Genomic DNA, 26,482 nt, shown 5'->3' with positions numbered 1-26,482 from the left:
CCCTCACTTCTGCACCGGCCCCGCCACCCGCACCTCTCCGCGCCGGTGGAGCCGCGACGCGAGCAGACCGCCGAGGAACCCCGTGACCAGGCCCCACAGGACGGCGAGGCCGAGGGCGGTCCACAGGTGCGGGCGCAGCGACACCTCGCCGCCGAGCCCACCGCCGATGTCGCCGATGCCGAGGAGCGACAGGCCGTAGCGCGCGGAGATGCGGGCGAGGAGGCAGATCGCGAGCACGGTCAGGACTAGGGCCACCGCCATGTGGACGGCGTGCTGCCACGCCCGCATCCGGGCGGGTGACCGCAGCGCCATCCCGAACGCGGCCGCCAGCGTCAGGATCGCGGCCACCGCGACCGACCACCAGATCCGGCCGTCCTGCTCGGCGAGCGTGCTGACGTTGACGGTGGAGATGTCGGGCGTACGGAGTACGGCGTCGAGGATGTGCGGCATGGGCAGGCCGAACGGGCCGTCGACCTTGCCGTCCCAGGACGCGCCGAGGCCGATGGTGTAGCCGAACCAGACGAGGTTGGGCAGGCCGAGGAGGATCACGGCGAACGTCTCGGACGCGTGGCCGCGCGTCGCGGCGACGACGAGCCCGATGACGACGCCCAGGGCCACGTACACGAGGAGCAGCGCGACCATCGCGTACGCGGCCGGGCGCACCGACTCCTGGAAGCGGACGAGGCGGGCGGGGAGCGGGGCGCCGCGTGACACGAGGACGGCGAGGATCATGACGCCCGCGAGCCACAGCACGCCGAAGAGGATCGTGAGGGGCAGGTTCGTCCGGAATCCGACCTTGGGCGCGCCGTTCAGGATGCCCTCGATGATGCCGCCGGTCGGGTCCGTGACGGGGATGTCGAAGTTCTGCCTGGCCAGGAGCGAGAGGACGATGAGCGCCACCACCCACGGCACGGCCACCCGCCCGGCCCAGCCGAGGAGTTCGCCGCTGCTCGCGATGGCCCGGTGCCGCAGGGGCCGCAGGAAGCCCGCGGCGATCACCAGCGCTCCGGCGAGGGTCACGGAGAGGGGCAGGACGGAGATGTCGGCGTGCGTCCGGGCGAGGTCCCCGGCGTTTCCGTCCAGTTCGACGGAGCCGCCGGCCGCCATCACCACGACGGCGGCGACCACTCGGGGGAAGGCGCTCCCGGGGAGCCCGGTCGCACCCGCGGCCCACAGGCCGAGGGAGGCCGTGACCACCATGGCCACGAGCCCGGCGAGCACCGCCACGAGGGCCGCGGCCCAGCCGTGTTTCGCGCTGCGCCTGGTTCCGGTCGGGCCGTCGGATGCCTGTTCACTCACGTGGCCACGCTAGGCAGACGCCCGGCGGTCCGCCCCTCGGGAGGGCCGACCGCGCCGGCTTACGGGCCGTACGAGTTCGGCTTGCGAGGCGTACGAGCACGGAGCACACAATGTGGAGGTAGCGGGACAGAGGGACCCGGCCACCGGACCGAGAGGCGGGCCCTCCCCCGTCCCGTCCCCTGCCTCCTACGGTGAGAAGAAGCGCCCGTGAGTGACCGACCGACGGAGCCCGGCCGCCCCACCGGCCCCCCATCCGGCCCGCTCTCGGGCCCGACCCGGCCCGCGTCCGTACCCCCGCCGCCGTCCGAGCACCCCAACGACGGCGAGCGCGGGCCGTCCGGCGAAGGCACCGACACCGGCTCCGGCTCCGGCTCCGGCAGAACGGGCGGCGGCCCCGGCGGAACAGGCGGCGATCCCGGCGACACCCCACCCCCCGGCGGCCCGCCCCCGCCGAGTGGGACCCCGCCACCGGAGGGACCGGGACCCGATCGCCCCTGGTGGCGGTTCACGCCCAAGAAGCTCGTGGGGCTCGGTGTCCTGATCGTCGCCGCGGTGGTCCTCACCATCGTCCTCACCAGCTCCGGCGGCGGTGGTGGAGGCAGGGGCGGAACCACGGCCGGCGGCAAGCTCTTCCTCCAGAGCGCCGACTCGTCCGGCCCCGACCCGTACACCGGGTCGAGCACCCGCAAAGGTGCCACCGCGACGACTCCGACCACGCTGCCCAGCGCGCCCGGCGACGGCTCGTCGCAGAGCGCGAACGTCGTACGGGGAGTCGAGGGCTCCGCCGCCGGTCTGTACGGCGGCACCCGCAACGTCTCCAGCTGTGACGTGGAGAAGCAGATCTCCGCGCTGGGCGCGGAGCCGGACAAGAGCAAGGCGTTCGCCTCGGTCCTCGGTATCGACCCGTCCGGAGTCCCCGCCTATCTGCGGTCACTGACACCGGTTCGGCTCCGCCTCGACACCCGGGTCACCAATCACGGCTTCCGCGACGGCGCCGCGACCACGTTCCAGTCGGTTCTCCAGTCCGGCACGGCCGTCCTCGTGAACGACCGCGGCGAGCCGCGCGTGCGGTGCTCGTGCGGGAATCCGCTGCTCGCGCCGGTGCCTCTGCAGGGGTCGGTGAAGCGTGAGGGCAAGGCCTGGTCCGGTTACAAGTCGTCGGACGTGGTCGTCGTGTCGCCCGCGGCGCAGCCGGTGAACAGGTTCGTGATGTACGACCCGGAGACCGAGGGCTGGTTCACCCGGAACGCGGGCAGCACGGGCGCCGGCGACATGAAGACCACGCCGCGCACCCCACCGTCGGGCGCAGATTCCCCCGCCCCGAAGTCACCCCCCTCACAACCGGCGAGCTGACCCCGGCCTCCGGAGTCCCGGCCGACGGAGCCCCGGCCAACGGATCCCCGGCCGGCGAATCCCCGGTCCACCGAGTCATGGGACGGACCCGGCGAATCAGCTCGCGCGCCACTCCGGCGCGAGCACCGACCACACCTCAAGGTCCTGCTTGACGCCGTTGTGCGAGCCCGCCGCGCGCAGCACCCCGTCCCGCCGCATGCCGAGCCGGCGCGCCACGTTCAGACTGGGTCCGTTCTCGGAGGAGACGACCCACTCCACGCGGTGGATGCCGCGTTCGTGGACCGCCCAGTCGATGAGGAGGCGGGCGCCGCGCGTGACGAGGCCCCGTCCGGCGCCCGCCGGTTCCAGCCAGCAGCCGATCTCGCAGTTGCCGCCCTCCGCGTCGAAGATCCGGAACAGCAGGCCGCCGACGAGTGTCCCGTCCAGCCAGAGGCCGTGCAGGCTTCCGCTGTCGGCGGCGCGCTTGTCGGCGTAGGACCTGAGCAGGTCTCGGGCCGAGGCGACGTCCTTGATGTCCGAGCCGAACGCGATGTGCTGCCCGATGAACTCCCGGCCGCGCTCCAGATGGGCGAGGAACTGCTCGGCGTGCCACGTCTCAAGGGGCCGCAGCTCCGCGCCGTCGTCACCCAGGGAGATCGTGTACATCGCGCCTCCGCTCCTCGGCTCGGGCCTTCACCAGAGCGTCCACCAGCGCGTCGTCCGCGGCCGGGCGCTGTCCGGAAATACTCGCATGCGCCTCGCGGCGCTCGGGCGGCTCGATGCTGATGCGGGGCAGCCGGCGGTCCAGCCACTTCGGCAGCCACCAGTTGGCGCCGCCGAGCATGTGCATGAGGGCGGGCACCAGGAGCGTGCGCAGGACGAACGCGTCGAGGGCCACGGCGGCGGCCAGCGCGATGCCGAACATCGCGATGACCCGGTCGCCACTGAGGACGAAGGCCAGGAAGACCGAAATCATGATGACGGCCGCGGAGTTGATGACGCGGCTGGTCTCGGCGAGCCCGACGCGGACGGCCCGCCGGTTGTCGCGGCTCTCCAGCCACTCCTCGTACATGCGGCTGACCAGGAACACCTGGTAGTCCATCGAGAGCCCGAACAGGACCGAAACCATGATCACGGGTAGGAAGGGTTCGATCGGGCCCGCTCTGCCGAGGCCGAGCATTTCGCTGCCCCAGCCCCACTGGAAGATCGCGACGACCACGCCGAAGGCCGAGGCGACCGCCGCGACGTTCATCGCGGCGGCCTTGAGGGGGATGCCGATCGAGCGGAAGGCCAGGAGCAGCAGGACGCAGCCGAGCCCGATGACGACGCCCACGAACAGCGGCAGTTTGCCGATGATGACATCGGCGAAGTCGTCGTAGCTGGCGGTGACTCCGCCGAGCTGCACGTCGAGGGACGTGTTCTTCTCGGCCGCCGGGATGACGTCGCTGCGCAGCCGGTCGACGAGCTCGCTGGTCCTCTGGGACTGCGGCGCGGACTTCGGCACGACGGTCAGAAAGGCGGCGGTGCCGCTGTCGTTGTACGTCGCGGGGGTCACGGAGGAGACGCCCTCGGCCGAGCCGATCATGGACTCAAGACGGCTCACGGCCACCTGGTCGCCGGCGCCGTCTATGGGGGTGACGAGGGTCAGCGGCCCGTTCACACCTGGCCCGAAACCGTCGGCCAGGAGGTCGTAGGCCTGCCTGGTCGTGGACGACGACGCGTTGTTGCCCTGGTCGGACGTGCCCAGGTGCAGGAAGAGCGTGGGCACCGAGAGCACCGTGATCACGCCGAGGGCGACGCCGCCGAGGAGACGTGGGTGGCGCTCCACGAAGACGGCCCAGCGGGCGGCGAGCCCGGTCGGCAGCTCCGGTTCGGGCCCGTGTTCGGCGAGTCTGCGCCGCTGGCGCCTGCTGAGTGCGCGCATGCCGATGAACGACAGGAGCGCGGGCAGCAGTGTGACGGACGCGGCGACGGTGAGGAGCACGGTCAGGGACGCGGCGATCGCGACGCCGTTGAGGAAACTGAGGCGCAGGATCAGCATGCCGAGGAGCGCGATGCAGACGGTGGCGCCGGCGAAGACGACGGCGCGTCCGGTGGTGGCGACGGCGCGCTCGGCGGCGGCGTTCACGGACAGGCCCTGTTTCAGGCCGCGCCGGTGCCGGGTCACGATGAACAGCGCGTAGTCGATCCCCACGCCGAGGCCGACGAGCATGCCGAGCATCGGGGCGAAGTCGGCGACGGTCATCACATGGCCGAGGAGCACGATGGCGGAGACGGCTGTGCCCACGCTGACGAGCGCCGTGGCGATCGGCAGGGCGCTGGCCGCGAGGGAGCCGAAGGCGACGAGCAGCACGGCGGCGGCGACCACGACGCCGACGATCTCGGCGACATGGCCCTGGGTGGACTCGGTCAGGGCCACGGCGCTGCCGCCGAGTTCGACCCGAAGTCCGTCGGGGGCGTTCTTCTCGGCGGCCTTGGCGGTGTCGACGAGGCGCTGCGCGTCCGCCTTGGCGATGTCGCCGGACTGCTCGTGGAAGGTGACCGTGGCGTAGGCGGTGCGTCCGTCGGCGCTTATCTGTCCGGTGCCCTGCTGGTCGTACGGGCCGGTGACGGCGGCGATGCCGGGCAGGTGCTCGATCTTGTCGAGCGTGCGGGTCATGCGCTCTTTCACGTCGGCGGCGCGGACCATGCTGCCGTCCGTGTGCCACACGACGGTGTCGCTGTCGCCGCCGAGGCCGGGGAACCCGTCGTTCAGGAGCTGGGTGGCGCGTCCCGACTCGGTGCCCGGTGCCTCGTAGTCGTTCGAGTACGAGGAGCCCGCGACGGCCGCTGCCGCGCTCGTGCCGCCGAGGGCGAGGAGCCACAGCAGGACGACTACGAGGCGGTGCCGTGCACACCATCGTGCGAGTGCTGCCACGGACGTGCTCCCAGGGTTTGTGGATCTTCACCGGGAACAGCCCGCAAAGACACATGAGCAATGGCAAACCACTCTTACAGCAAGAAGTGATCTTTTGTCTCTTTCGTGGCCTTACTCACAAACCGAGTCAGCTGAGTCAGCCGAGCACCTGAAGTCCCGCCCAGAGCGCGACCGTTGACACCACCAGCATCGCCGGGACCGTGAGCACGCCGAGCCGCGTGAAGTCGCCGAGCTCGGGATGCACATCGTGGGCATGGACGATGCGGCGCCACAGGAGCGTGGCGAGCGAGCCCACATACGTGAGGTTCGGGCCGAGATTGACGCCGATGAGCACCGCGAGAACCGGTCCCGGACCCGCGGCCGCCGCCACGGGGAGCAGCGCGAGAACAGCCGGAAGGTTGTTGATCAGGTTGGCGAGCAGGGCCGCGACCCCGGCGACGGCGAGCAGCGCGGGCAGCGACGAGCCCGCGGGAAGCAGCCGGTCGATGCCGTCCCCGAGCCCGTTGTCGACGACCGCCTTGACCACGATCCCGAGCGCGAGGACGAAGAGGCAGAAGTACGGGTGCGCCGACTTCACCAGCGCGAACGGGGTCGTGCGCCGCTGCCCGAGCGCCCGCGCCGCGAGGACGGCCGTGCCGGCGATCGCCGCCCACAGCGGATCGATCCCGGCGAACGAGGTGACGACGAAGCCCACGAGTGTCAGGGCGAGGACGGTCAGGGTGAACACGGGCAGGCCGGGCGGCTCCTCGGCGTCCGGCTCGTGCGCGGGCGCCGCCAGGTCGGCGGCGAAGTACCGCCGGAACACCGCGTACTCGACGGCGATCGCGCCCAGCCACGGCAGCGCCATCAGGCCCGCGAACCGCGCGAAGGTGAGTCCGCTCGCGGTGAAGGCGAGGAGGTTGGTGAGGTTCGAGACCGGCAGGAGCAGCGAGGCGGAGTTGGCGAGGTGGGCACTCGCGTAGACGTGCGGGCGCGGCCTCGCGCCGATCCGGCGGGCCGTGGCGAGGACGACCGGCGTGAGCAGCACGACGGTGGCGTCCAGACTCAGTACGGCCGTGATCACGGCGGCCGCGGCGAAGACCCCGCCGAGCATGCGGCGCGGACTGCCCTTGCAGGCGCGCGCGATCGCGTCGCCCGCGGCTTTGAACAGGCCCTCGTCGGCGCAGAGCTGAGCAAGCACGAGGACGGCCGCGAGGAATCCGACGACCGGCAGCAGCTCCCGCGTCTCGGCCCACGCGTGCGCGGGCGACACCGCGCCGACCGCCACGACGACCGCCGCGGCGGGCACGGCGACGACGGCCTCCGGCAGCTGCCGGGGACGCACCACGGCGAAGCCGAGGATGCACAGGAGGAGGGCGACGGAGAGGAATTCGGCGGGGATGGTGCTCAACGTGCGACTCCAGAATTCGTACTCCCCACGGCAAACGCCGACCGGGCATCTCAGCCCGGCCGGCGTTTGAGGCCAAAGGACGCGGGGGTACGGGGGCGGAGCCCCGAAGGAACCGCCTCAGCCCCCGCAAGAACCCTCAGCCCTCGGAGACGCCCAGCTTCTCCAGGATGAGCTCCTTGACGCGCGCCGCGTCCGCCTGGCCACGGGTGGCCTTCATGACGGCGCCGACCAGCGCACCGACCGCCTGGACCTTGCCACCGCGGATCTTGTCCGCGATGCCCGCGTTGCCCGCGATCGCGTCATCCACGGCAGTGGACAGCGCACCCTCGTCCGAGACGACCTTCAGGCCGCGCTTCTCGACGACCGTGTCCGGGTCGCCCTCGCCCGCGAGGACACCCTCGATGACCTGGCGCGCCAGCTTGTCGTTGAGGTCGCCGGCGGAGACGAGCGCCGCCACCCGGGCCACCTGGGCCGGGGTGATGGGCAGCTCGTCGAGCGCGGTGCCCGACTCGTTGGCGTTACGGGCGAGTTCGCCCATCCACCACTTGCGGGCGGAGACGGAGTCGGCGCCGGCCTCGATCGTGGCGACGATCGGGTCGACCGCGCCCGCGTTGAGGATGGACTGCATGTCGTGCTCGGAGACTCCCCACTCCTCGCGCAGCCGGTTGCGGCGCACGCGCGGCATCTCGGGCAGCTCCGCGCGCAGCTCCTCCACCCAGGCGCGGGCGGGCGCCACCGGCACCAGGTCCGGCTCGGGGAAGTAGCGGTAGTCCTCGGCGTTGTCCTTGATGCGGCCGGCCGTGGTGGAGCCGTCCTCCTCGTGGAAGTGCCGGGTCTCCTGCACGATCGACCCGCCCGACGAGAGCACCGCCGCGTGGCGCTGGATCTCGTAGCGGGCCGCGCGCTCGACGGAGCGCAGCGAGTTGACGTTCTTCGTCTCGCTGCGGGTGCCCATGGGCACCTCGGGGCTGGTGCGCAGCGACAGGTTCACGTCGCAGCGCATCTGGCCCTTGTCCATCCGGGCCTCGGAGACGCCGAGCGCCTTGATGACCTCGCGCAGCTCGGCGACGTACGCCTTCGCGACCTCCGGCGCACGCTCCCCGGCGCCCTCGATCGGCTTGGTGACGATCTCGATGAGGGGGATGCCGGCGCGGTTGTAGTCCAGCAGGGAGTGCGAGGCGCCGTGGATACGGCCCGTCGCGCCACCGACGTGCAGCGACTTGCCGGTGTCCTCCTCCATGTGGGCGCGCTCGATCTCCACGCGGAAGATCTCGCCGTCCTCCAGCTGTACGTCGAGGTAGCCGTCGAAGGCGATGGGCTCGTCGTACTGGGAGGTCTGGAAGTTCTTCGGCATGTCCGGATAGAAGTAGTTCTTCCGGGCGAAGCGGCACCAGTCGGCGATCTCGCAGTTGAGCGCGAGGCCGATCTTGATGGCCGACTCGACGCCGATCGCGTTGACGACCGGGAGGGAGCCGGGCAGGCCGAGACAGGTGGGGCAGGTCTGCGAGTTGGGCTCGGCGCCCAGCTCGGTGGAGCACCCGCAGAACATCTTCGTCTTCGTACCCAGCTCGACATGGACCTCGAGGCCCATGACGGGGTCGTACGTCGCGAGTGCCGCGTCGTACGGCATCAGTTCAGTGACGGTCACGGTGAGACTTTCCCTCTCAGCCCAGCAGGACGTCGTCGTCGCCCAGGCGCTTCAGCTCCCGGTAGAGGATCGCCAGGCCGGTAACGATGGCGGCGGCGGACACCGCGGCGTCGATGAGCCGCAGGGTGTCGTGGTCGTTGCGGGCCAGCTTCGCCTGCTTCGCGACACTGATCGCGCCGAAAGCAGTGGTCGCAATCGACACGTATGCGCCGGTCTTGGACTTCTTGAAGTTCTTGGCCTTCTTTGCCATGGCACTCACAGCGACGGAGCCTCCTCGAGCAGCGGGTGGCCCCACTTTTCCACGAAGGCGGCCTCGACCGCGGCGCCGACCTTGTACAGCCGGTCGTCCTTCATGGCGGGGGCGATGATCTGCAGCCCGACCGGAAGGCCGTCCTCCGGCGCGAGGCCGCAGGGCAGCGACATGGCTGCGTTGCCCGCCATGTTGGTCGGGATCGTGCACACGTCGGCCAGGTACATCGCCATCGGGTCGTCGGCACGCTCGCCGATCGGGAAGGCGGTGGTCGGCGTCGTCGGCGAGACGATCACGTCGACCTGCTCGAAGGCCCGCTCGAACTCCTGGGTGATCAGGGTGCGGACCTTCTGGGCGCTGCCGTAGTACGCGTCGTAGTAGCCGGAGCTGAGCGCGTACGTGCCGAGGATGACGCGGCGCTTGACCTCGTCGCCGAAGCCGGCCTCACGGGTGAGGGCGGTGACGTCCTCCGCCGACTTCGTGCCGTCGTCGCCGACCCGCAGGCCGTAGCGCATGGCGTCGAAGCGGGCCAGGTTGGACGAGCACTCGGACGGCGCGATCAGGTAGTACGCCGACAGGGCCAGGTCGAAGGTCGGGCAGTCCAGCTCGACGATCTCGGCGCCGAGCGACGTGAGCAGCTCGACCGACTCGTTGAAGCGCTGGACGACGCCGGCCTGGTAGCCCTCGCCGGAGAACTGCTTGACGACGCCGACGCGCATGCCCCGGACCGAGCCGTTGCGAGCGGCCTCGACGACCGGCGGGACCGGCGCGTCGATGGACGTCGAGTCGAGCGGGTCGTGGCCGGCGATGACCTCGTGCAGGAGCGCCGCGTCCAGGACCGTGCGGGCACAGGGGCCGCCCTGGTCGAGGGAGCTGGAGAACGCCACCATGCCGTAGCGCGAGACGCCGCCGTAGGTCGGCTTGACGCCGACGGTGCCGGTGACGGCCGCGGGCTGGCGGATCGAACCGCCGGTGTCCGTGCCGATGGCGAGCGGGGCCTCGTAGGCGGCGAGGGCCGCGGAGGAGCCGCCGCCGGAGCCGCCGGGGATGCGGGTGAGGTCCCACGGGTTGCCCGTCGGGCCGTACGCGCTGTTCTCGGTGGAGGACCCCATGGCGAACTCGTCCATGTTGGTCTTGCCGAGGATGACGACGTCGGCTTCCTTGAGCTTGCGCGTCAGGGTGGCGTCGTACGGCGGGATCCAGCCTTCGAGGATCTTCGAACCGACCGTGGTCGGGATGCCCTCGGTGGTGAAGATGTCCTTCAGCGCGAGCGGGACGCCGGCCAGCGGGCCGAGCTTCTCGCCCGCGGCGCGCTTGGCGTCGACGGCGCGGGCCTGCGCGAGCGCGCCCTCACGGTCGACGTGCAGGAAGGCGTGCACCTTCTCGTCGACGGCCTCGATCCGGGCCAGGTGGGCCTCGGTGACCTCGACGGCCGTGAGTTCGCCGGCGGCGATCTTCGAGGCGATCTCGGCGGCGGTGAGCTTGATGATGTTGCTGTCCGTCATGGTGATTAGTCCTCCCCCAGGATCTGCGGCACCTTGAAACGCTGCTGCTCCTGGGCCGGGGCGCCGGAGAGCGCCTGCTCGGGGGTGAGCGACGGACGAACCTCGTCCGCCCGCATGACGTTCGTCAGCGGGAGCGGGTGGGAGGTCGGCGGTACGTCTTGGTCGGCGACCTCCGAGACGCGGGCGACCGCGCCGATGATGTCGTCGAGCTGTCCGGCGAAGTGGTCGAGCTCTTCGTCCTTCAGCTCCAGACGCGCCAGCCGTGCGAGGTGTGCGACCTCCTCGCGCGTGATGCCAGGCATGCAGCGATCCTCTGGGGTGAGTGAGTGTGGTTTGGGCCGGGGCCAGTCGTCCCATTCCCGTCGTCCGCCCGAAGGGCGGGTCGTGCGTCGTCCGGTGCGTGCGATCGCAAGGCGCCGGAGCGTCCTCGTGGCGGAGCCACGTGGACGCTTCGGCAACGCGGCGAGCGTGCGTGCCGGGCGTCGCACGACAGACGGGAATGGGACGACTGGCCCCAATCCTATGGGGCACGGTGCCGTGCCCCCTAAACGGTTTCCCGTTCGGAGGTCCTGACGCCCCCCGTCACCCCTGTACGGCTCAGTTGACGGTCTGTCCCGACGACTGGTCCTCGGCCTCGGCGGCGAGGACGGAGGGCCGCTGCCATCCGCGGGACCCGCGCGCCCGCAGCCACGCCGTCGTCTCGTCCGGCGGCATCGCGGCGGCGACCAGCCAGCCCTGCACGGCGTCGCACCCGAGGTCGCGCAGGCGCTCCCAGGTCTCGTCGTCCTCGACGCCTTCGGCGACGACGAGCAGGCCGAGCGAGTGCGCCAGGTCGACGGTGCAGCGGACGATCTCCGCGTCCTCGTTGTCCACGGCGAGGCGGGCCACGAACGAGCGGTCGATCTTCAGCTCGCTGACCGGGAGGCGACGCAGGTGGACGAGGGAGGAGTAGCCGGTTCCGAAGTCGTCGAGCGACATCTTCACGCCGTGCCCGGTGAGCCCGGCGAGGGTGTCGGCGGCGCGCTGGGGGTCCTCCAGCAGGACGTGCTCGGTTATCTCCAGCTGCAGGGCGCCCGGGGGGACGCCGTGCCGGGCGAGCCGCGCGGCGACCGCGCCGGCGAATCCCGGGGTGTGCACGTCCCTCGGCGACACGTTCACCGCGACCGGCACACGCAGGCCCTGCGCCCGCCACCGGGCGACCTGCGCGAGCGCCGTCTCCAGGACGTACTCGGTCAGATGGGGCATGAGTCCGGACGACTCGGCGATGGCGATGAACTCGTCCGGCGGGACCTTTCCCCGCTCGGGGTGCACCCAGCGCACCAGCGCCTCGAGGCCGGCGACCTGTCCGTCGAAGCGGACCTTCGGCTGGTAGTGCACCTCCACGTCGCCCGCGTCGAGCGCGCGGCGCAGATCGCCGAGCAGGCCGAGGCGGTCGGGGGTGTTGGAATCCCGCTTCGACTCGTACACCTCGACGCCCGTACGGTCGCGCTTCGCCTGGTACATGGCGACGTCGGCGCGGCGCAGCAGCCCTTCGGCGTCGAGCGCGTGGTCGGGGAAGACGGCGAGTCCGGCGCTGGCCTCCAGGACCAGGGTGAGTCCGTCCAGGTCGAGCGGGGAGCCGAGGGCGGCGACCAGCGTGCGCGCCACGCGGGTGGCGGACGTCGTGGAGTCGGCCACGGGCAGGAGTACGGCGAACTCGTCGCCGCCGAGGCGTGCGGCCTCCGCCCCGCGGGGCAGGGCCATCCGGAGCCGGTCGGCTATCTGGAGCAGGAGCCGGTCCCCGGCGAGGTGGCCGAGGGTGTCGTTGACCGAACGGAAGCGGTCCATGTCGATCAGCATGAGGGCGCTGCGCGCGCCGATCCGCTCGGCGTCGTCGAGCGCGGTCCAGGTCCGCTCCAGGAGCCACTGCCTGTTGGGCAGCCCGGTGAGCGGGTCCCGCAGCTGCTCCTCGGCGCGGGCGCGGGCGATCCACAGCGTCGAGTCGAGGGCGATGAGCGGGACGGCGAACAGCGGCAGCAGCACGGGCAGGGCGATCGCGACCACGCAGATCAGCGGGGCGATGCCGAGCAGCGCGACGCCGACGAGGCCCTGCCGGACCAGGGCGGTGCGGGCGACGGTCGGCAGTCCTGAGGCGCGCGGCGCGTGGACGGACCAGAGCAGGCTGCGGGTGACCGTGAGGTAGGCGGCCGCGACGAGCGCCACCTCGGGGACGTTGAGGACCGTCCAGGTCTCCGGCTTCCAGGGGGACTCCACGGAGGGGACCTGGCCGAACACGGCGAGCACGAGGGCCCCGGTGCCGATCCCGATGATGTCGACCGCGCCGTGCAGGATGCCCTGGCGCCAGCGGTGCCGGCGGGCGATGCCGACGAGGACGACGACGGTGAGGCTGACCATGCCGGCGGGCACCCAGCCGTAGAGCAGCAGGACCGCGAGCGTTAAGGCAGCGCCCGAGCCGGTGCCGCCCCACCAGCGGTCGCGGCCGAGCGCGACGAGGTGGCCGACGATGATGCCGGTCAGCACGGCGAGGGACCAGCCGGCGGCGCCGGACGGGAAGAGCGCGTGACTGCCGGTGAAGGCGCGGTAGAAGCCGGTGCCGAGCACGGCGGAGGCGAGGGCGACGAGGGCGAGGGGCAGCATGGGCAGCGCGCCGAGCCAGGAGCGCTCCCGACCGTCCCCTTCCGCACCGAAGGCCGCACCGAAGCCCCCGTACGCGCGGTGCGGCCAGCCGCCCGCGTCTCCCGGGTCGGCGCCCGTCCACCCGGAACCACCGTCAGCGGCGGGCCCGGTCCAGCCGGTCCCGCCGCTCACCGCCGCTCCGGACGCGGCACCGCCGATGGCACCGATGCCCGCCCCGCCGTTCGAACCCGGGGCGGGCCAACCGGACGCCACCGCACCGGATCCGGTGACGCCGTACGCGCCGATCCCCGCGCCCCCGTTCGAACCGGACGCGGGCCAGCCGGGCGCGGGCGCCATGGATCCGGCCGATGAGCCGGGAGAGCCGCTCCGTCCGCTCTCGCCCGGCGCAGCGCGACGGCGCGTACGCCCCGCGCCGCGGATCGCGAACGCCGCGCGCCACCCACCGCTCCCGCTCACCGGACCACCGCTCTCGCTCCCGCCACGGCCGTCGTCCGCGGGGCGCCCGTCCCCCCGGCCCGTCTCACCGGTGGTGTTGTCCGTCTGACCGGACTGGTTCGTCTCGTCCGGCCGCGGCACGCTGCGCGCGGCCGGCGCCGTGCTCGCGGTGCCTCGCCACACGCGCCAGCGCGTGCGCAGCCGTGAGTCCGGAGCGGCGCTCTCGGTCGGTTCCATTCCCGTCCCTCTCACAGCCGGCGGTGCCCACGCCACGCGATCCGATGCGGACGACTTCCGTCAGCGGTACCGCGTCCTCGTTCTCTGCCCCGTGCCCGCCGTGGGCACGGGATGCCCCATCCGCAGCCGGGCACGGCAGGCGCACCCCTCAACAGTAGGCCGCAGAAGGCTTCCAGGGGCAGCGGTCGCCCACGGTTGCCCGAATGCGCCCCGGCCACCCGTATGCATCTGGTATGCGCTGAACGGGTGGCCTTCAACCGCTACTCCTCGGTCGGAAGCGCCGCGTCCGCCGCCGCGTCCGGCCCCTGTTCGAGCAGCACGGCGAACCCGTCCTCGTTCAGAACCGGAACCTTCAACTGCATCGCCTTGTCGTACTTGGAGCCCGGGTTGTCCCCCACTACGACGAAGGAGGTCTTCTTGGAAACGGAGCCCGTCACCTTGGCCCCTCTGCTCTGCAGGGCCTCTTTCGCGCCATCTCGGGTGTGGTGTTCGAGGGTGCCGGTGACGACGACCGTGAGGCCTTCGAGCGGGCGCGGGCCCTGGTCCTCGCCGGCGCCCTCCTCCTCCATCCGGACCCCGGCGGCCCGCCACTTGCGCAGGATCTCGCGGTGCCAGTCCTCCGCGAACCACTGCTTGAGCGAGGCGGCGATGATCGACCCGACGCCGTCCGTGGCGGCGAGCTCCTCCTCGGTGGCCTGCTCGATGCGGTCGATGGAGCGGAACTCGCGGGCCAGCGCCTCGGCGGCGACGGGGCCCACATGGCGGACGGACAGGCCGGTGATGACGCGGGCGAGGGGCCGTTCCTTGGCCGCCGCGATGTTCTCCAGCATGGACAGGGCGTTCTTGCGGGGCTCGCCCTGCTGGTTGGCGAAGACCGTGGCGATCTTCTCCTCGCCGGTCTTCGGGTCCCGCTTGGGCAGTCCGCTGTCCTGGTCGAGGACGTACGCCCTGATGGGCAGGAGCTGCTCGATGGTGAGGTCGAACAGGTCACCCTCGTCGGCCAGCGGCGGCTCGGAGGGCACCAGGGGCTTGGTCAGGGCAGCCGCCGCGACGTAGCCGAAGTTCTCGATGTCGAGGGACTTGCGGCCCGCGAGGTAGAAGAGGCGCTCGCGCAACTGGGCCGGGCAGGAGCGGGCGTTCGGGCAGCGGAGGTCGATGTCGCCCTCCTTCATGGGGCGCAGCGGGGTGCCGCACTCGGGGCACTCGGCGGGCATGACGAACTCCCGCTCGCTGCCGTCCCGCAGGTCGGTGACCGGGCCGAGGATCTCGGGGATGACATCGCCGGCCTTGCGCAGGACGACGGTGTCGCCGATGAGGACGCCCTTCTTCTTGACGACGTCCTGGTTGTGCAGGGTCGCGAACTCGACCTCGGATCCGGCCACCGTGACCGGCTCGACCTGCGCGTACGGCGTGACACGGCCGGTGCGGCCCACGCCCACGCGGATGTTGACCAGCTTGGTGTTGACCTCCTCCGGCGGGTACTTCCAGGCGATGGCCCAGCGCGGCGCGCGCGAGGTGGAGCCGAGGCGGCCCTGGAGGGGGATCTCGTCGAGCTTGACGACGGCGCCGTCGATCTCGTGCTCGACGATGGAGTGGCGGTTCTCCCCGTAGTGGGCGATGAACTCCCGTACGCCCTCGATGCTGTCGACCACCCTGTTGTGCCGGGCGGTGGGCAGGCCCCATTCGTGCAGCAGCTCGTAGGCCTGGGAGAGGCGGTCGATGTCGAAGCCCTCGCGGGCGCCGATGCCGTGCACGACCATGTGGAGCGGGCGGGTCGCGGTGACGCGGGGGTCCTTCTGGCGCAGCGAACCCGCCGCCGCGTTGCGCGGGTTGGCGAAGGGCTTGTCGCCGGCCTCGACCAGGCGCGCGTTGAGCTCCTCGAACTTCTCCATGGGGAAGAAGACTTCGCCGCGGATCTCCACGAGCGCCGGGACGCGGTCGCCCTTGAGGCGGTGGGGGATCTCCGCGATCGTGCGCACGTTGGGCGTGATGTCCTCGCCGGTGCGGCCGTCGCCACGGGTGGCGGCGCGGGTGAGCCTGCCGTCCTCGTACGTGAGGTTGACCGCGAGGCCGTCGATCTTGAGTTCGCACAGGAAGTGGTAGTCGGACGTGCCGACGTCCCGGGCGACGCGGTCCGCCCAGGCGGCCAACTCGGCGTCGTCGAAGGCGTTGTCGAGGGAGAGCATGCGCTCGCGGTGCTCGACGGCCGTGAACGACGTGGACACCGGCTCGTACGAGCCCGCGACCTTCTGGGTCGGCGAGTCGGGTGTGCGCAGCTCGGGGTACTGCTCCTCCAGCGCTTCCAGGGAGCGCAGGAGTTTGTCGAACTCGCCGTCGCTGACGACCGGCTGGTCCTTCACGTAGTACCTGAAGCGGTGCTCCTCGATCTGCTCGGCGAGCTGCGCGTGCTGCTCCCGTGCCGTCGTGGGCACCTCTGCGGGCTGTGCGTGCTGCTGTTCGCCGGCCACCGTCTCGTCCTCCCGTTTGTCCCTGTGCGGATCTCGACCCGTCACTCTGGGTTGTCCGCGAGTGATCTCGCCGCCCGGACGCAGTGGGCGAGCGCGGCGCGCGCGTACGCGGGAGAGGCCCCCGCGAGACCGCACGCCGGAGTGACCGTGACCGACTCCGCGAGGGAGCCGGGATTCAGCCCGAGCCTGCGCCACAGCGTCCTGACTCCCATGACGCTACCGGCAGGGTCTGACAACGGGCTGTCCGTGCCCGGCACGACACCGGCGAAGAGCCGCGTGCCGGCCTCGACGGCCTCACCGATCGCGTCGTCGTCACGCTCGGTGAGGAGCGAGAAGTCGAAGGAGACGGCGTCGGCGCCCGCGCGGCGCAGCAGGGCGAACGGGACGTCGGGGGCGCAGGAGTGCACGACGACGGGCCCGTCGTGGACGGAGACGACCTCGCGGAGCGTGCTCTCCACGAGCTGGCGGTCGACGGCGCGGTGGGTGCGGTATCCGCTGGCGCTCTTGACCTGGCCGCGCAGTACGGCGATGAGGGACGGTTCGTCGAGCTGGAGCACGATCTCGGCTCCGGGGACGCGGCGGCGCACGTCGTCGAGGTGGAGGCGCAGGCCCTCGGCGAGCGAGCCGGCGAGGTCGCGGCAGGCGCCCTCGTCGGAGAGGGCGACCTCGCCGTTGCGCAGTTCCAGGGCGGCGGCGAGCGTCCAGGGCCCGACCGCCTGCACCTTCAACGGCCCCTGGTAGCCCTGGGTGAACTCCTCGAGGGCGTCCAGGTCCTCGCCCATCCAGGACCGGGCCCGCCGGGTGTCGCGGCCGGGCCGGTCGCCGAGCCGCCAGCCGCTGGGCTCCACGCGCGCGTACAGCTCGACGAGCAGTCCGGCGGTCCGGCCGATCATGTCGGCGCCGGGGCCGCGTGCGGGCAGTTCCGCCAGATACGGGAACTCCTCGACACTGCCGGTGACCGTCTTGGCCGCCTCGCGCGCGTCGCCACCGGGCATGGATCCGACCCCGGTGGCGGGCCCCGGCCTGAACTTGCTGTTTTCGCTCACCCGCGAAGCGTACGTAACAGGGCGGGGGCCGGCTCAAGCGCAGGTGGACCGAGGCTCGGAAGGAGCTAGCGGCCCGGACGCACCGTGAGGTCGTTGACCTCGGCGTCGCGCGGCAGGTCGAGGGCCATGACGATCGTCGTGGCGACCGACTCGGGGTCGATCCAGCGGGCGGCGTCGTACGGCTTGCCCTCCTGCTGGTGCACCTTGACCTGCATGGCGCTGGCCGTGCGGCCCGGGTAGACCGAGGTGACCCGCACGCCGTTGCCGTGCTCCTCCTGGCGCAGGGAGTCGGCGAGCGCCTTCAGGCCGTGCTTGGAGGCGGCGTACGCGGACCAGTCGGCGTGCGCGCTGAGGCCCGCACCGGAGTTGACGAAGATCACGTGGCCGTGGGCGACGCGAAGCTGGGGCAGGAAATGGCGGGTCAGCTCGGCGGGGGCGACCAGGTTCACGTTCAGCTGGTGACGCCACGTCTTGGGGGTGAGCTCGCCGACGGGGCCGAGGTCGACGACGCCCGCGATGTGCAGCAGCGAGTCCACCCGGTCGGGCAGCGACTGGTGCGAGAACGCCCAGGAAAGCTTGTCCGGGTCGGCGAGGTCTCCGACGAGGGTGCCCGCGCCGGGGAACTGGGCCGCGAGTTCCTTCGCGCGGGCCGCGTCGCGCGCGTGAAGGACGAGTCCGTCCCCGCGTGTGTGCAGACGGCGCGCCACGGCCGCGCCGATACCTGATCCGGCCCCGGTGATCACATGTGTTGCCATACGGGCCATGCTCGCATTAGAGCGTGCCTACTGATTCCTCCAGGTAGGCCAGCGCGCCGACCGGCTCCTCGGCGAAGAAGACGAGTTCGGTGAGCGGCAGCGGCAGGAACCCCTCTTCGTCCATGCGGCGGAACTGCTCCTTGAGGCCGTCGTAGAAACCGGCCGTGTTCAGCAGGACGACCGGCTTGGTGTGCTTGCCGTGCTTCTTCAGCTCCAGGATCTCGGTGGCCTCGTCGAGCGTGCCCGCGCCGCCCACCATGATCACGACGGCGTCGGCCTTCTCCAGGAGCAGCGCCTTGCGTTCGGCGAGGTCACGGGCGATCACCATCTCGTCGGCGTTCGTCCGCGCCTCGGCGGCCAGGAAGTCCACGGAGACGCCCACGAGGCGCCCTCCGGCCTCCTGCACGCCGTCCGCGACGACCTTCATGAGACCGCTCTCCGAACCGCCCCACACGAGCGTGTGCCCGCCCTTGCCGAGCAGTTCTGCGAACTCACGGGCGGGGCGGGTGTAGCGGTCGGCGAGGTCGGCGGCGGAGAGGAAGACGCAGATGTTCATGCGTCCTACCGTACGGGGGGAAGAACGGCGCCCGTTCCGGTGCTGTCCAAGGTATGGCTGATGGACACACGATCACGATCGAGCAGGGCACCGGTGCCGTACGCGTCGTCCACGGCGGGGTGGTGCTGGCGCAGAGCACCCGCCCGCTGCTGCTGCGCGAGACGGGCTGTCCCGTGCGCTACTACATCCCGCCGGCGGACGTCCGCACGGACCTCCTGACCCCGTCCGACACGCAGACGTACTGCCCCTTCAAGGGAACGGCGTCCTACTGGTCCCTGCCGGACGCCCCCGACCTGGTGTGGGCGTACCCGGACCCGAAGCCGGACGTGGCCGAGATCAAGGACCACCTCTGCTTCTACGAGGTGGAGGCCTCCTGACCGCGCGGCGCGTCGCTCGATGAGTTCCGCCGGGCGCGGCAGTCTTCACCCGCATGGACAAGAAGACGATTTCCCGCGACGGGACGGCCGTCGCGTACGGGCGCACCGGCGCGGGCCCGGCGGTCATCCTGGTGAGCGGCGCTCTGTCGGCGGGCTCGTCGATGGAGCCGCTGGCCGCTCGGATCACCGGCGGCCTCGGCCCCGTCCCGTACGACCGCAGGGGCCGCGGCGCGAGCGGTGACACGGCCCCGTACGCGGTCGCCCGCGAGGTGGAGGACATCGCGGCGCTCATCGACGCGGTGGGCGGCAGTGCGGCGTTGTACGGCATGTCGTCGGGTGCGGCGCTGGCCCTGGAGGCAGCGGCGAGCGGGCTTTCGGTGACCCGAGTCGCCGTGTACGAACCGCCGTTCGCGGTCGACGAAGGGGGCGGCAAGGAGCGCGCGGCGTACACGCAACAGCTGTCCGAGCTGCTGGCCGACGGCCGGAACGGGGACGCGGTGGAGCTGTTCATGTCGCTCACCGGCGCACCGGCCGAGATGATCGCGAGCGCCCGGCGGGCCCCCTGGTGGCCGGACATGGAGGCGGTCGCGCCGACGCTCGCCTACGACGACGCCGTGATGGGTGACGGACTGGTGCCGCGGGAGCGGCTGGCCTCGGTCACCGTGCCGGTGCTCGCCGTCGCCGGCGGCGCGAGCCCCGCGTGGATGCACGAGGCAGCGCGGGAGGTGGCGGAGGCGGTGCCCGACGGGACGTACCGCACGCTGAACGGCCAGACCCACGCGGTGGATCCGGACGCGCTCGGTCCGCTGCTCACCGACTTCTTCTCGGCGTAGGCCGGCGCCACCCCGTAAGCGGCTGGGCAGCCGTCTTCAGCGGCTAGGCAGCCGTCTTCGCGCGCGTGGTCGTCGCGATCGTCGCCGAGCCGACCACGCGCGTGCCGTCGTAGAGCACGATGGCCTGGCCGGGGGCTACGCCGCGCACGGGCTCGTCGAAGGTGACGGTCAGGGTGCCGTCCACCAGCTCCGCCGTCGCCGGCGTCTCCTCGCCGTGGGCGCGCAGCTGAGCGGTGTAGGTGCCCGGTCCCGTGGGGGCCGTGCCGCACCAGCGGGGCTTGATGGCCGTGAGGGTCGTGACGTCGAGAGAGTCGACGGGGCCGACCGTCACCGTGTTGTTCACCGGCGAGATGTCCAGGACGTAGCGCGGCTTGCCGTCGGGGGCCGGGGTGCCGATGCGCAGGCCCTTGCGCTGGCCGATCGTGAAACCGTACGCGCCCTCGTGCGTGCCGACCTTGCTGCCCGTCTCGTCGACGATGTCGCCCTCGGCCTTGCCCAGGCGCGACGCCAGGAAGCCCTGGGTGTCGCCGTCCGCGATGAAACAGATGTCGTGCGAGTCGGGCTTCTTGGCGACCGCGAGGCCGCGCCGCTCTGCCTCCGCGCGGATCTCGTCCTTCGTCGTGACCGTGTCGCCGAGGGGGAACAGGGCGTGCGCGAGCTGGCGGTCGTCGAGCACTCCGAGGACGTACGACTGGTCCTTGGCCATGTCGGAGGCGCGGTGCAGCTCGCGGGTGCCGTCCGTGAGCTCGACCACCTTCGCGTAGTGGCCGGTGGCGACCGCGTCGAAGCCGAGGGCGAGCGCCTTGTCGAGGAGCGCGGCGAACTTGATCTTCTCGTTGCAGCGCAGGCACGGGTTCGGGGTGCGCCCGGCCTCGTACTCGGCGACGAAGTCGTCGACGACGTCCTCGCGGAACCGCTCGGCGAGGTCCCAGACGTAGAAGGGGATGCCGATGACGTCGGCGGCCCTGCGGGCGTCGCGGGAGTCCTCGATGGTGCAACAGCCGCGGGCTCCCGTGCGGAACGACTGCGGGTTCGCGGAGAGGGCGAGGTGGACGCCCGTCACGTCGTGGCCGGCTTCCGCCGCGCGGGCGGCGGCGACGGCGGAGTCCACGCCGCCCGACATGGCGGCGAGGACGCGGAGGGGGCGGGTGCTCTGCGGGGTCTGCGAAGTCATAGCTCTAACAGGGTACGGGGCTGTGGGAACCGAATCCCGCGAGTATCCGTTGTGGATCTCGTACGACGTGAACGGGGGCGGGTCGTGGGAGCACAGGGAAAGTCGCGGCAGAAGACCGAAGGCCGCGCGAAGCGCGACGGTGACCGGGGGGTCAGCCGGCGGACGCTGCTGATCGGAGGCGCGGCGACAGCCGTCGGCGTGGGCCTGCTCGCCCGCAGCGACCTGGCGCACATGTGGTGGCAGATGCCCGGCATCGACAAGCCGCGCAAGGCCGGCGAGGTCGACTTCAGGGGCGCGGAGTGGGTGGCCGCGGCGGCGGCGAACTGGCGGCGGGCGGACCGCCCGGCCGACTACACGATCGACCGCGTGATCATCCATGTCACGCAGGGCAGTTATCAGGGGACGCTGAAGGTCTTCAAGGACCCGTGGCACGGGGCGGCCGCGCACTACGTGGTGCGCAAGGACGGGCACATAGCGCAGATGATCCGCGAGCTGGACGTGGCGTTCCACGCGGGGAACAAGGACTTCAACGAGCGCAGTGTGGGGATCGAGCACGAGGGGTTCGTGGACCGCCCGGCCGACTTCACGGACGCCATGTACGCGTCCTCAGCGCGGCTCACCGCCGGGATATGCAGGCGCTACGGGATACCCGTCGACCGGAAGCACATCATCGGCCATGTCGAGGTGCCCGGCACGGACCACACCGATCCGGGCCCGCACTGGGACTGGGACCGGTACATGCGCCTGGTGAAGCGCGCCCATGAAGAGGGGCGCACGGCCAAGGCGTAAGGCGTAGGCGTAAGGCGTAGGCGTAGGGCGTCCTGGCCCAGCCCGGCCGTCAGCCGAGCCCGGCCTTCAGCTCAGCTCAGAGGCCGTCAGCTCAGCCCGGCCGTCCTGGCCCGCTCCACCGCCGGTCCGATCGCGCCCGCGACGGCCGCGACGTCCGCCTCGGTCGACGTGTGGCCCAGGGAGAAGCGCAGGGTGCCGCGGGCGAGGTCCGGGTCGGTGCCGGTGGCCAGCAGGACGTGGCTGGGCTGGGCCACACCGGCCGTGCACGCGGAGCCGGTGGAGCACTCGATGCCCTGCGCGTCCAGGAGCAGCAGCAGGGAGTCGCCCTCGCAGCCGGGGAAGGTGAAGTGGGCGTTGGCGGGCAGTCGGCCGCCGGGGGCCGGGTCGCCGCCGAGGATCGCCTCGGGGACGGCCGCGCGCACGGCGTCGGCCAGGTCGTCACGCAGGCCGCCGATCTCGCGGGCGAACCGCTCGCGCCGTTCGGCGGCGAGCCGCCCGGCGACGGCGAAGGCGGCGACGGCCGGCACGTCGAGCGTCCCGGAGCGCACATGCCGCTCCTGTCCGCCGCCGTGGAGCACGGGTACGGGGGTGTACTCGCGGCCCAGGAGAAGCGCCCCGATGCCGTACGGGCCGCCGATCTTGTGGCCGGAGACGGTCATCGCGGCGAGGCCGGAGGCGGCGAAGTCGACAGGGATCTGACCGTAGGCCTGGACGGCGTCGGCGTGCAGCGGGACGCCGAACTCGGCGGCCACGTCGGCGAGTTCACGGACGGGCTGGATCGTGCCGATCTCGTTGTTCGCCCACATGACGGTGGCGAGGGCCACGTCGTCGGGGTTGCGGGAGATCGCCTCGCGCAGGGCGTCCGGGTGCACGCGGCCGTACGCGTCGACGGGCAGGTACTCGACGGTGGCGCCCTCGTGTTCGCCGAGCCAGTGCACGGCGTCGAGGACTGCGTGATGTTCGACGGGGCTCGCGAGGACGCGGGTGCGGGCGGGGTCCGCGTCGCGGCGGGACCAGTACAGGCCCTTCACCGCGAGGTTGTCGGCCTCGGTGCCACCCGAGGTGAAGACGACCTCACTGGGGCGGGCGCCGAGGGATTCGGCGAGGGTCTCCCGGGACTCCTCGACGGTGCGTCGGGCGCGTCGGCCCGCTGCGTGCAGCGAGGACGCGTTGCCGGTGACGGCGAGCTGGGCGGTCATCACCTCGACGGCCTCCGGGAGCATCGGAGTGGTCGCGGCGTGGTCGAGGTAAGCCATGGTGGGCTCGATTCTACGAGCCCCGGTCCCGGTGCTCAGCGCCGCGTGGGGTCCCGACCCACGGCGGGCGTCGCAGAGGTCAGCCCGTGAGGCTCCAGGACAGCGTGTGGTCTGCGGCGACGAATGCCGCGAGGACCGCCAGGTCGGCGATGCCGAGCCCGAGTCCGAGCAGCGCACGGCCACGGCGGGCGGTGCCGCGCCACAGGGCGAGGCCGGCGAGCACGATGGCGATGGGGCCGAGGAAGAGGTTGAGGACGAGCAGTCCGAGCAGACCGAGGACGAACGAGGCGACGGCCATTCCGTCGGCGTCGCGCGCACCCGTGCGGGGCTGCTCCGCAGAGGCCGTCGCGGCCACGGTGTCGGCGTGGGTGTCAGCGGTGATGTGCATTGGTGGTACCCCCTCTTTGATCAGGCTGATGGATCTTTGATCGGGCCGATGGATCAGTGCTGTTGGCGTCGCCGGGCGGTCCGCTCGCGCACGGCGAAGACGACCAGCCAGACACCGATGACGGCGGCGGCGACGAGAGTGACGGGAAGAGGCGCGTGGGCCACGGAGCCCAGCGCGACGCCCAGCAGAAGCAGGGCGGCTACGAGGAACAGCATGAGTGCCTCTCATGTCGGGTCGGTGACAGTTGGGATTACAACCGTTCACTGACTCATGAGTCTAGCGCGCACGCGGCTTCCGGATTACAGAGAACAAGTGTTAACTGCATGGCATGAGTCACACTCTCGGCATCCGGCAGGCCCAGAAGCAGAAGACCCGACAGGCGCTGCTCGACGCGGCGTTGGAGCTGCTCGAGGACCAGAGCCTGTCCAGCCTGGGGCTGCGCGAGGTCACCCGGGCCGTCGGGGTCGCGCCGACCGCGTTCTACCGGCACTTCGACTCGACGGCCGAGCTGGGCGTCGCGCTCGTCGAGGAGGCGCTCGGCAGCCTGCACGAGATGATCACCACGATGCTGACCACGACGGGCAGCAACGAGGAACGTCTGGGCCAGACAGTCGAGTTGATCGCCCGTCTGGTCCGCACGCACCCCTCCCACGTGCGGTTCATCGCGCGTGAGCGGCACGGCGGCGTCCAGCGCGTGCGCGACGCCATCGGCGGGCAGCTCGCGCGGTTCGCCGAAGAGGTGGCCGAGGGACTGGCCGCGGACCCCGTGTCCGAAGGCTGGAGCCGCGACGACCTGCGGATGCTGGCATGGCACTACGTCGAGCACATGGTGATGACCGCGTCCGTCTTCCTGGAGACCCCGCCGGAGCGCATGGACGCGGCGATCGACGTCGCCACACGGCAGTTGCGCCTCGTCAACCTCGGCCGGGCGCACTGGCTGGACTGAGGCCGCCCACGGTGGCCTGCCCCGGCCACCGGCGACATCCGGCGCCCAACTCCCCGCGCCCCGGGCCGGCACACGCCCTAGCCTGAACGGCATGACCGCCGACTGGAATCCCGACCGCTCCTACGCCAGTTCGTCCGGTGACGTCGCCTGGGCCGCGCTCGGCCCGACGGACGCGCCGCCGGTCGTCCTGGTCCACGGCACGCCCTTCTCCTCGTACGTCTGGCGCGGCCCGGCCCGCGCGCTCGCCGCCCGGCACCGCGTGTACGTGTGGGACCTGCCCGGGTACGGCGCCTCGGCCAAGCACGACGGGCAGGACGTCTCCCTGGCCGCCCACGCCCGCGTCCTGACCGAGCTGCTCGGCCACTGGGGCCTGGACCGGCCCGGCGCCGAACCCGCCGTGGTCGCCCATGACTTCGGCGGCTGTGTCGCCCTGCGCGCCCGGCTGGTGCACGGTGCGCGCTACGAGCGGCTCGCGCTCGTCGACCCGGTGGCCCTCGCCCCGTGGGGCTCCCCCACGTACCGCCATCTCGGCGCCCACGCCGACGTGTTCGCCCAGCTCCCGCCGGCCCTGCACGAGGCGCTCGTGCGCGAGTACATCAGCTCGGCAAGCCACCGGGGCCTGCACCCGGCCACCCTCGACCGACTGGTCGCCCCCTGGTGCACACCCGAGGGACAGCCCGCGTTCTACCGCCAGATCGAGCAGAACGACCAGCGCTTCACCGACGAGATCCAGGGCCGGTACGGGGAGTTGGACCTGCCCGCACTGATCTGCTGGGGCACGGAGGACACCTGGATCCCGGTCGCGCGCGGGCACGAGCTGGCCAAGCTGATCCCCGGCGCCGAACTGCGGCTGATCGAGGGCGCGGGGCACCTCGTACAGGAGGACGCCCCGGCCGAACTGACCGGCGCCCTTGCGGAGTTCCTGGGAGCGGACCGTAGACGCCGGTGATCGCGGCGGCACAGCGGGCGAGCACGGCCGATCGGGAGCCGCTCGCGGGCGTCACCCGCTACACCCCGCCCTCCCACGGCCCCCGTGTACTCCCATGACCCCTGTCAGGCGAACCGGGGAAGCAGCCTGAGCGCGTTGTCTCGTTCCACGCCGCGGAGCTCGTCCTCGGTGAAGCCGTCGAAGCCGGTGAGGTTGTCGATGTTGCGTACGACCGTGGGTTCCGGGGCCGCGGGCCAGTCGGTTCCAAACGGCCGGATGGCGCTCGCCTCGATGATGAACCCGGAGTTGACGTCGACGGAGGAGACCCGAGTGCGGCTCTACACCGAAGGCGTGGCCGAAGTGATCCTCAACGGGCTTTCGCTGCCCGGCTGAACCAGCAGGCCACGGCGTCGGGCTCGGCCCACCCGGCCCCGCCGCCCCGCCCCGTTCAGCTCAGCTTCGCGCGCGCGAGCTGCCGGGACTGGGCCACCAGGCGGTCCTCGCTGTCCCAGACCTCGGCGTCCTCCTCCAGGAAGCCGCCCGCGAGGTTGCGGGTGGTGATGGAGACGCGCAGCGGGCCGGGGGCGGGGCGGCAGCGGACGTGGACGGTCAGTTCGACCGTCGGGACCCAGCCGGTCAGGCCCATCTCGAACGCGGTCGGCGGCAGCGCGTCCACCGCGAGAAGCAGGGAGAGCGGGTCCGCGTCACGCCCGTCCGCGAGGCCGAACCAGGCCCGCATCTCGCCCTTGCCGGAAGGCGAGCCGAGCGCCCAGCCGAGCGTCGAAGGGTCGAGCTTGAGAGCGAGCCGCTCGGTGATGGCGGAGCTGCCCTTGATCGGAGTGGGGCCGTCCTGCGCGCCGAAGCACTGCTCGACCGGCGGGAGGTGCGGGGGCTTCGCGGTGGTGCGGACGTCGTCCGGGAGCGCGTCGAGGTCGCCGTAGGAGGCGAGGACGCGGATCCGCTCGACCTCGGCGCCCTCGTCGTCGTACTGGAAGAGGGAGGCCTGGCCGGTGGAGAGGGTGCGGCCGGTGCGTACGACGTCGGTCCTGATCACGGCGGGGCCGGGCCGGGACGCGGTCAGGTAGTGCGCGGAGATGGTGAACGGGTCGCTGTGCGGCAGCGCGTCGCCGAGGGCGCGGCCGAGCACCGCCAGCAGATAGCCGCCGTTGACGGCGCTGATGATCGTCCAGCCGGCCGAGAGGTCGATGTCGTACACACCGGGCTCGCGCCGGGTGACCGCGGTGTCGCGGTCGAACTCACTGTCGCCGATGACCGCCTGCGCGGCGGACGATACCTGTGCCATGCAGGTACGGTAC

General features: G+C 71.9%; 25 protein-coding genes. 7 read left to right on the top strand and 18 right to left on the bottom strand.

Annotation, left to right across the window (positions count from 1 at the left end; all coding sequences use genetic code 11):
• Positions 1–3: 3 nt before the first annotated feature.
• Positions 4–1,299, bottom strand: a complete 1,296-nt coding sequence (locus AC07EJ_RS09690; protein ID WP_478884019.1) for a streptophobe family protein — start codon at positions 1,297–1,299, stop codon at positions 4–6.
• Between the two features lie 207 nt (positions 1,300–1,506).
• On the opposite strand from AC07EJ_RS09690, the gene AC07EJ_RS09685 reads away from it, so the two are divergent.
• Entirely contained in the window at positions 1,507–2,652 is a 1,146-nt protein-coding gene (locus tag AC07EJ_RS09685) for a DUF6777 domain-containing protein (protein WP_478884018.1), read from the top strand.
• 96 nt (positions 2,653–2,748) lie between these two features.
• Here the strand turns inward: AC07EJ_RS09685 and AC07EJ_RS09680 are convergent, their stop codons facing one another.
• The 12 genes from AC07EJ_RS09680 to AC07EJ_RS09625 form a co-directional block, all read right to left on the bottom strand.
• The gene (locus tag AC07EJ_RS09680) at positions 2,749–3,297 is read right to left on the bottom strand and encodes a GNAT family N-acetyltransferase (protein ID WP_393584946.1); all 549 of its coding nucleotides are present in this window, start codon (positions 3,295–3,297) and stop codon (positions 2,749–2,751) included.
• Entirely contained in the window at positions 3,275–5,548 is a 2,274-nt protein-coding gene (locus AC07EJ_RS09675; RefSeq protein WP_478884017.1) for an MMPL family transporter, read from the bottom strand. Before AC07EJ_RS09675 ends, AC07EJ_RS09680 begins: the two co-directional genes overlap by 23 nt.
• A 136-nt stretch (positions 5,549–5,684) precedes the next feature.
• Positions 5,685–6,938, bottom strand: a complete 1,254-nt coding sequence (locus tag AC07EJ_RS09670; RefSeq protein ID WP_389478361.1) for an SLC13 family permease — start codon at positions 6,936–6,938, stop codon at positions 5,685–5,687.
• 136 nt (positions 6,939–7,074) lie between these two features.
• Positions 7,075–8,586 (bottom strand): Asp-tRNA(Asn)/Glu-tRNA(Gln) amidotransferase subunit GatB, encoded by a 1,512-nt coding sequence (gene gatB / locus AC07EJ_RS09665; RefSeq protein WP_389478360.1) that lies wholly within the window; start codon positions 8,584–8,586, stop codon positions 7,075–7,077.
• 16 nt (positions 8,587–8,602) lie between these two features.
• On the bottom strand, positions 8,603–8,836 hold the full coding sequence (locus tag AC07EJ_RS09660; RefSeq protein WP_100598271.1) for a hypothetical protein: 234 nt from the start codon (positions 8,834–8,836) through the stop codon (positions 8,603–8,605).
• 5 nt (positions 8,837–8,841) lie between these two features.
• The gene (gene gatA, locus AC07EJ_RS09655) at positions 8,842–10,347 is read right to left on the bottom strand and encodes an Asp-tRNA(Asn)/Glu-tRNA(Gln) amidotransferase subunit GatA (protein ID WP_199842072.1); all 1,506 of its coding nucleotides are present in this window, start codon (positions 10,345–10,347) and stop codon (positions 8,842–8,844) included.
• Positions 10,347–10,643: an Asp-tRNA(Asn)/Glu-tRNA(Gln) amidotransferase subunit GatC gene (gene gatC / locus AC07EJ_RS09650; protein ID WP_016642027.1), complete on the bottom strand. Its 297-nt coding sequence runs from the start codon at positions 10,641–10,643 to the stop codon at positions 10,347–10,349. Before gatC ends, gatA begins: the two co-directional genes overlap by 1 nt.
• Positions 10,644–10,938: 295 nt before the next feature.
• Positions 10,939–13,650, bottom strand: a complete 2,712-nt coding sequence (locus AC07EJ_RS09645) for a putative bifunctional diguanylate cyclase/phosphodiesterase (RefSeq protein WP_478884016.1) — start codon at positions 13,648–13,650, stop codon at positions 10,939–10,941.
• Between the two features lie 260 nt (positions 13,651–13,910).
• A complete protein-coding gene (ligA, locus tag AC07EJ_RS09640) occupies positions 13,911–16,118 on the bottom strand; it encodes an NAD-dependent DNA ligase LigA (protein WP_389478356.1) in 2,208 nt (735 codons plus the stop codon).
• A 41-nt stretch (positions 16,119–16,159) separates the two neighbouring features.
• Positions 16,160–17,164, bottom strand: a complete 1,005-nt coding sequence (locus tag AC07EJ_RS09635) for a methionine synthase (RefSeq protein WP_389478355.1) — start codon at positions 17,162–17,164, stop codon at positions 16,160–16,162.
• A 65-nt stretch (positions 17,165–17,229) separates the two neighbouring features.
• Positions 17,230–17,928 (bottom strand): SDR family oxidoreductase, encoded by a 699-nt coding sequence (locus tag AC07EJ_RS09630; RefSeq protein WP_389478354.1) that lies wholly within the window; start codon positions 17,926–17,928, stop codon positions 17,230–17,232.
• A gap of 7 nt (positions 17,929–17,935) precedes the next feature.
• On the bottom strand, positions 17,936–18,475 hold the full coding sequence (locus AC07EJ_RS09625; protein WP_389478353.1) for an LOG family protein: 540 nt from the start codon (positions 18,473–18,475) through the stop codon (positions 17,936–17,938).
• 53 nt (positions 18,476–18,528) lie between these two features.
• Between AC07EJ_RS09625 and AC07EJ_RS09620 the strand changes: the two genes are divergently transcribed.
• Positions 18,529–18,852 (top strand): DUF427 domain-containing protein, encoded by a 324-nt coding sequence (locus AC07EJ_RS09620; protein WP_478884015.1) that lies wholly within the window; start codon positions 18,529–18,531, stop codon positions 18,850–18,852.
• Positions 18,853–18,905: 53 nt separating this feature from the next.
• Positions 18,906–19,685 carry an alpha/beta fold hydrolase gene (locus AC07EJ_RS09615; protein WP_389478351.1) on the top strand — a complete coding sequence of 260 codons (780 nt, stop codon included), beginning with the start codon at positions 18,906–18,908 and terminating at the stop codon, positions 19,683–19,685.
• Positions 19,686–19,728: 43 nt separating this feature from the next.
• Here the strand turns inward: AC07EJ_RS09615 and mnmA are convergent, their stop codons facing one another.
• Positions 19,729–20,859, bottom strand: coding sequence for a tRNA 2-thiouridine(34) synthase MnmA (gene mnmA, locus AC07EJ_RS09610; RefSeq protein ID WP_389478350.1), 1,131 nt, complete (start codon positions 20,857–20,859; stop codon positions 19,729–19,731).
• Positions 20,860–20,943: 84 nt separating this feature from the next.
• Between mnmA and AC07EJ_RS09605 the strand changes: the two genes are divergently transcribed.
• On the top strand, positions 20,944–21,648 hold the full coding sequence (locus AC07EJ_RS09605; RefSeq protein ID WP_389478349.1) for an N-acetylmuramoyl-L-alanine amidase: 705 nt from the start codon (positions 20,944–20,946) through the stop codon (positions 21,646–21,648).
• Positions 21,649–21,734: 86 nt separating this feature from the next.
• Here the strand turns inward: AC07EJ_RS09605 and AC07EJ_RS09600 are convergent, their stop codons facing one another.
• From AC07EJ_RS09600 to AC07EJ_RS09590, 3 genes are all read right to left on the bottom strand, one after another.
• A complete protein-coding gene (locus AC07EJ_RS09600; RefSeq protein ID WP_389478348.1) occupies positions 21,735–22,904 on the bottom strand; it encodes a cysteine desulfurase family protein in 1,170 nt (389 codons plus the stop codon).
• A gap of 79 nt (positions 22,905–22,983) precedes the next feature.
• On the bottom strand, positions 22,984–23,259 hold the full coding sequence (locus AC07EJ_RS09595; RefSeq protein ID WP_389478397.1) for a DUF4190 domain-containing protein: 276 nt from the start codon (positions 23,257–23,259) through the stop codon (positions 22,984–22,986).
• A gap of 86 nt (positions 23,260–23,345) precedes the next feature.
• On the bottom strand, positions 23,346–23,507 hold the full coding sequence (locus AC07EJ_RS09590; RefSeq protein ID WP_389478347.1) for a hypothetical protein: 162 nt from the start codon (positions 23,505–23,507) through the stop codon (positions 23,346–23,348).
• A gap of 113 nt (positions 23,508–23,620) precedes the next feature.
• On the opposite strand from AC07EJ_RS09590, the gene AC07EJ_RS09585 reads away from it, so the two are divergent.
• The 3 genes from AC07EJ_RS09585 to AC07EJ_RS09575 all read left to right on the top strand — a co-directional run bounded on the left by AC07EJ_RS09585 (position 23,621) and on the right by AC07EJ_RS09575 (position 25,559).
• Positions 23,621–24,238, top strand: a complete 618-nt coding sequence (locus AC07EJ_RS09585) for a TetR family transcriptional regulator (RefSeq protein ID WP_389478346.1) — start codon at positions 23,621–23,623, stop codon at positions 24,236–24,238.
• 91 nt (positions 24,239–24,329) lie between these two features.
• Positions 24,330–25,187 (top strand): alpha/beta fold hydrolase, encoded by an 858-nt coding sequence (locus AC07EJ_RS09580; RefSeq protein WP_389478344.1) that lies wholly within the window; start codon positions 24,330–24,332, stop codon positions 25,185–25,187.
• Positions 25,188–25,385: 198 nt separating this feature from the next.
• Positions 25,386–25,559, top strand: coding sequence for a hypothetical protein (locus tag AC07EJ_RS09575; RefSeq protein ID WP_389478343.1), 174 nt, complete (start codon positions 25,386–25,388; stop codon positions 25,557–25,559).
• A 55-nt stretch (positions 25,560–25,614) separates the two neighbouring features.
• Here the strand turns inward: AC07EJ_RS09575 and AC07EJ_RS09570 are convergent, their stop codons facing one another.
• The gene (locus AC07EJ_RS09570; protein ID WP_389478342.1) at positions 25,615–26,469 is read right to left on the bottom strand and encodes a thioesterase family protein; all 855 of its coding nucleotides are present in this window, start codon (positions 26,467–26,469) and stop codon (positions 25,615–25,617) included.
• Between the last annotated feature and the right edge of the window lie 13 nt (positions 26,470–26,482).

This window comes from Streptomyces sp. NPDC045026, assembly GCF_056432625.1.
Note: the sequence above shows the minus strand (reverse complement) of the source record. Positions and strands in the feature narration are given on the sequence as shown.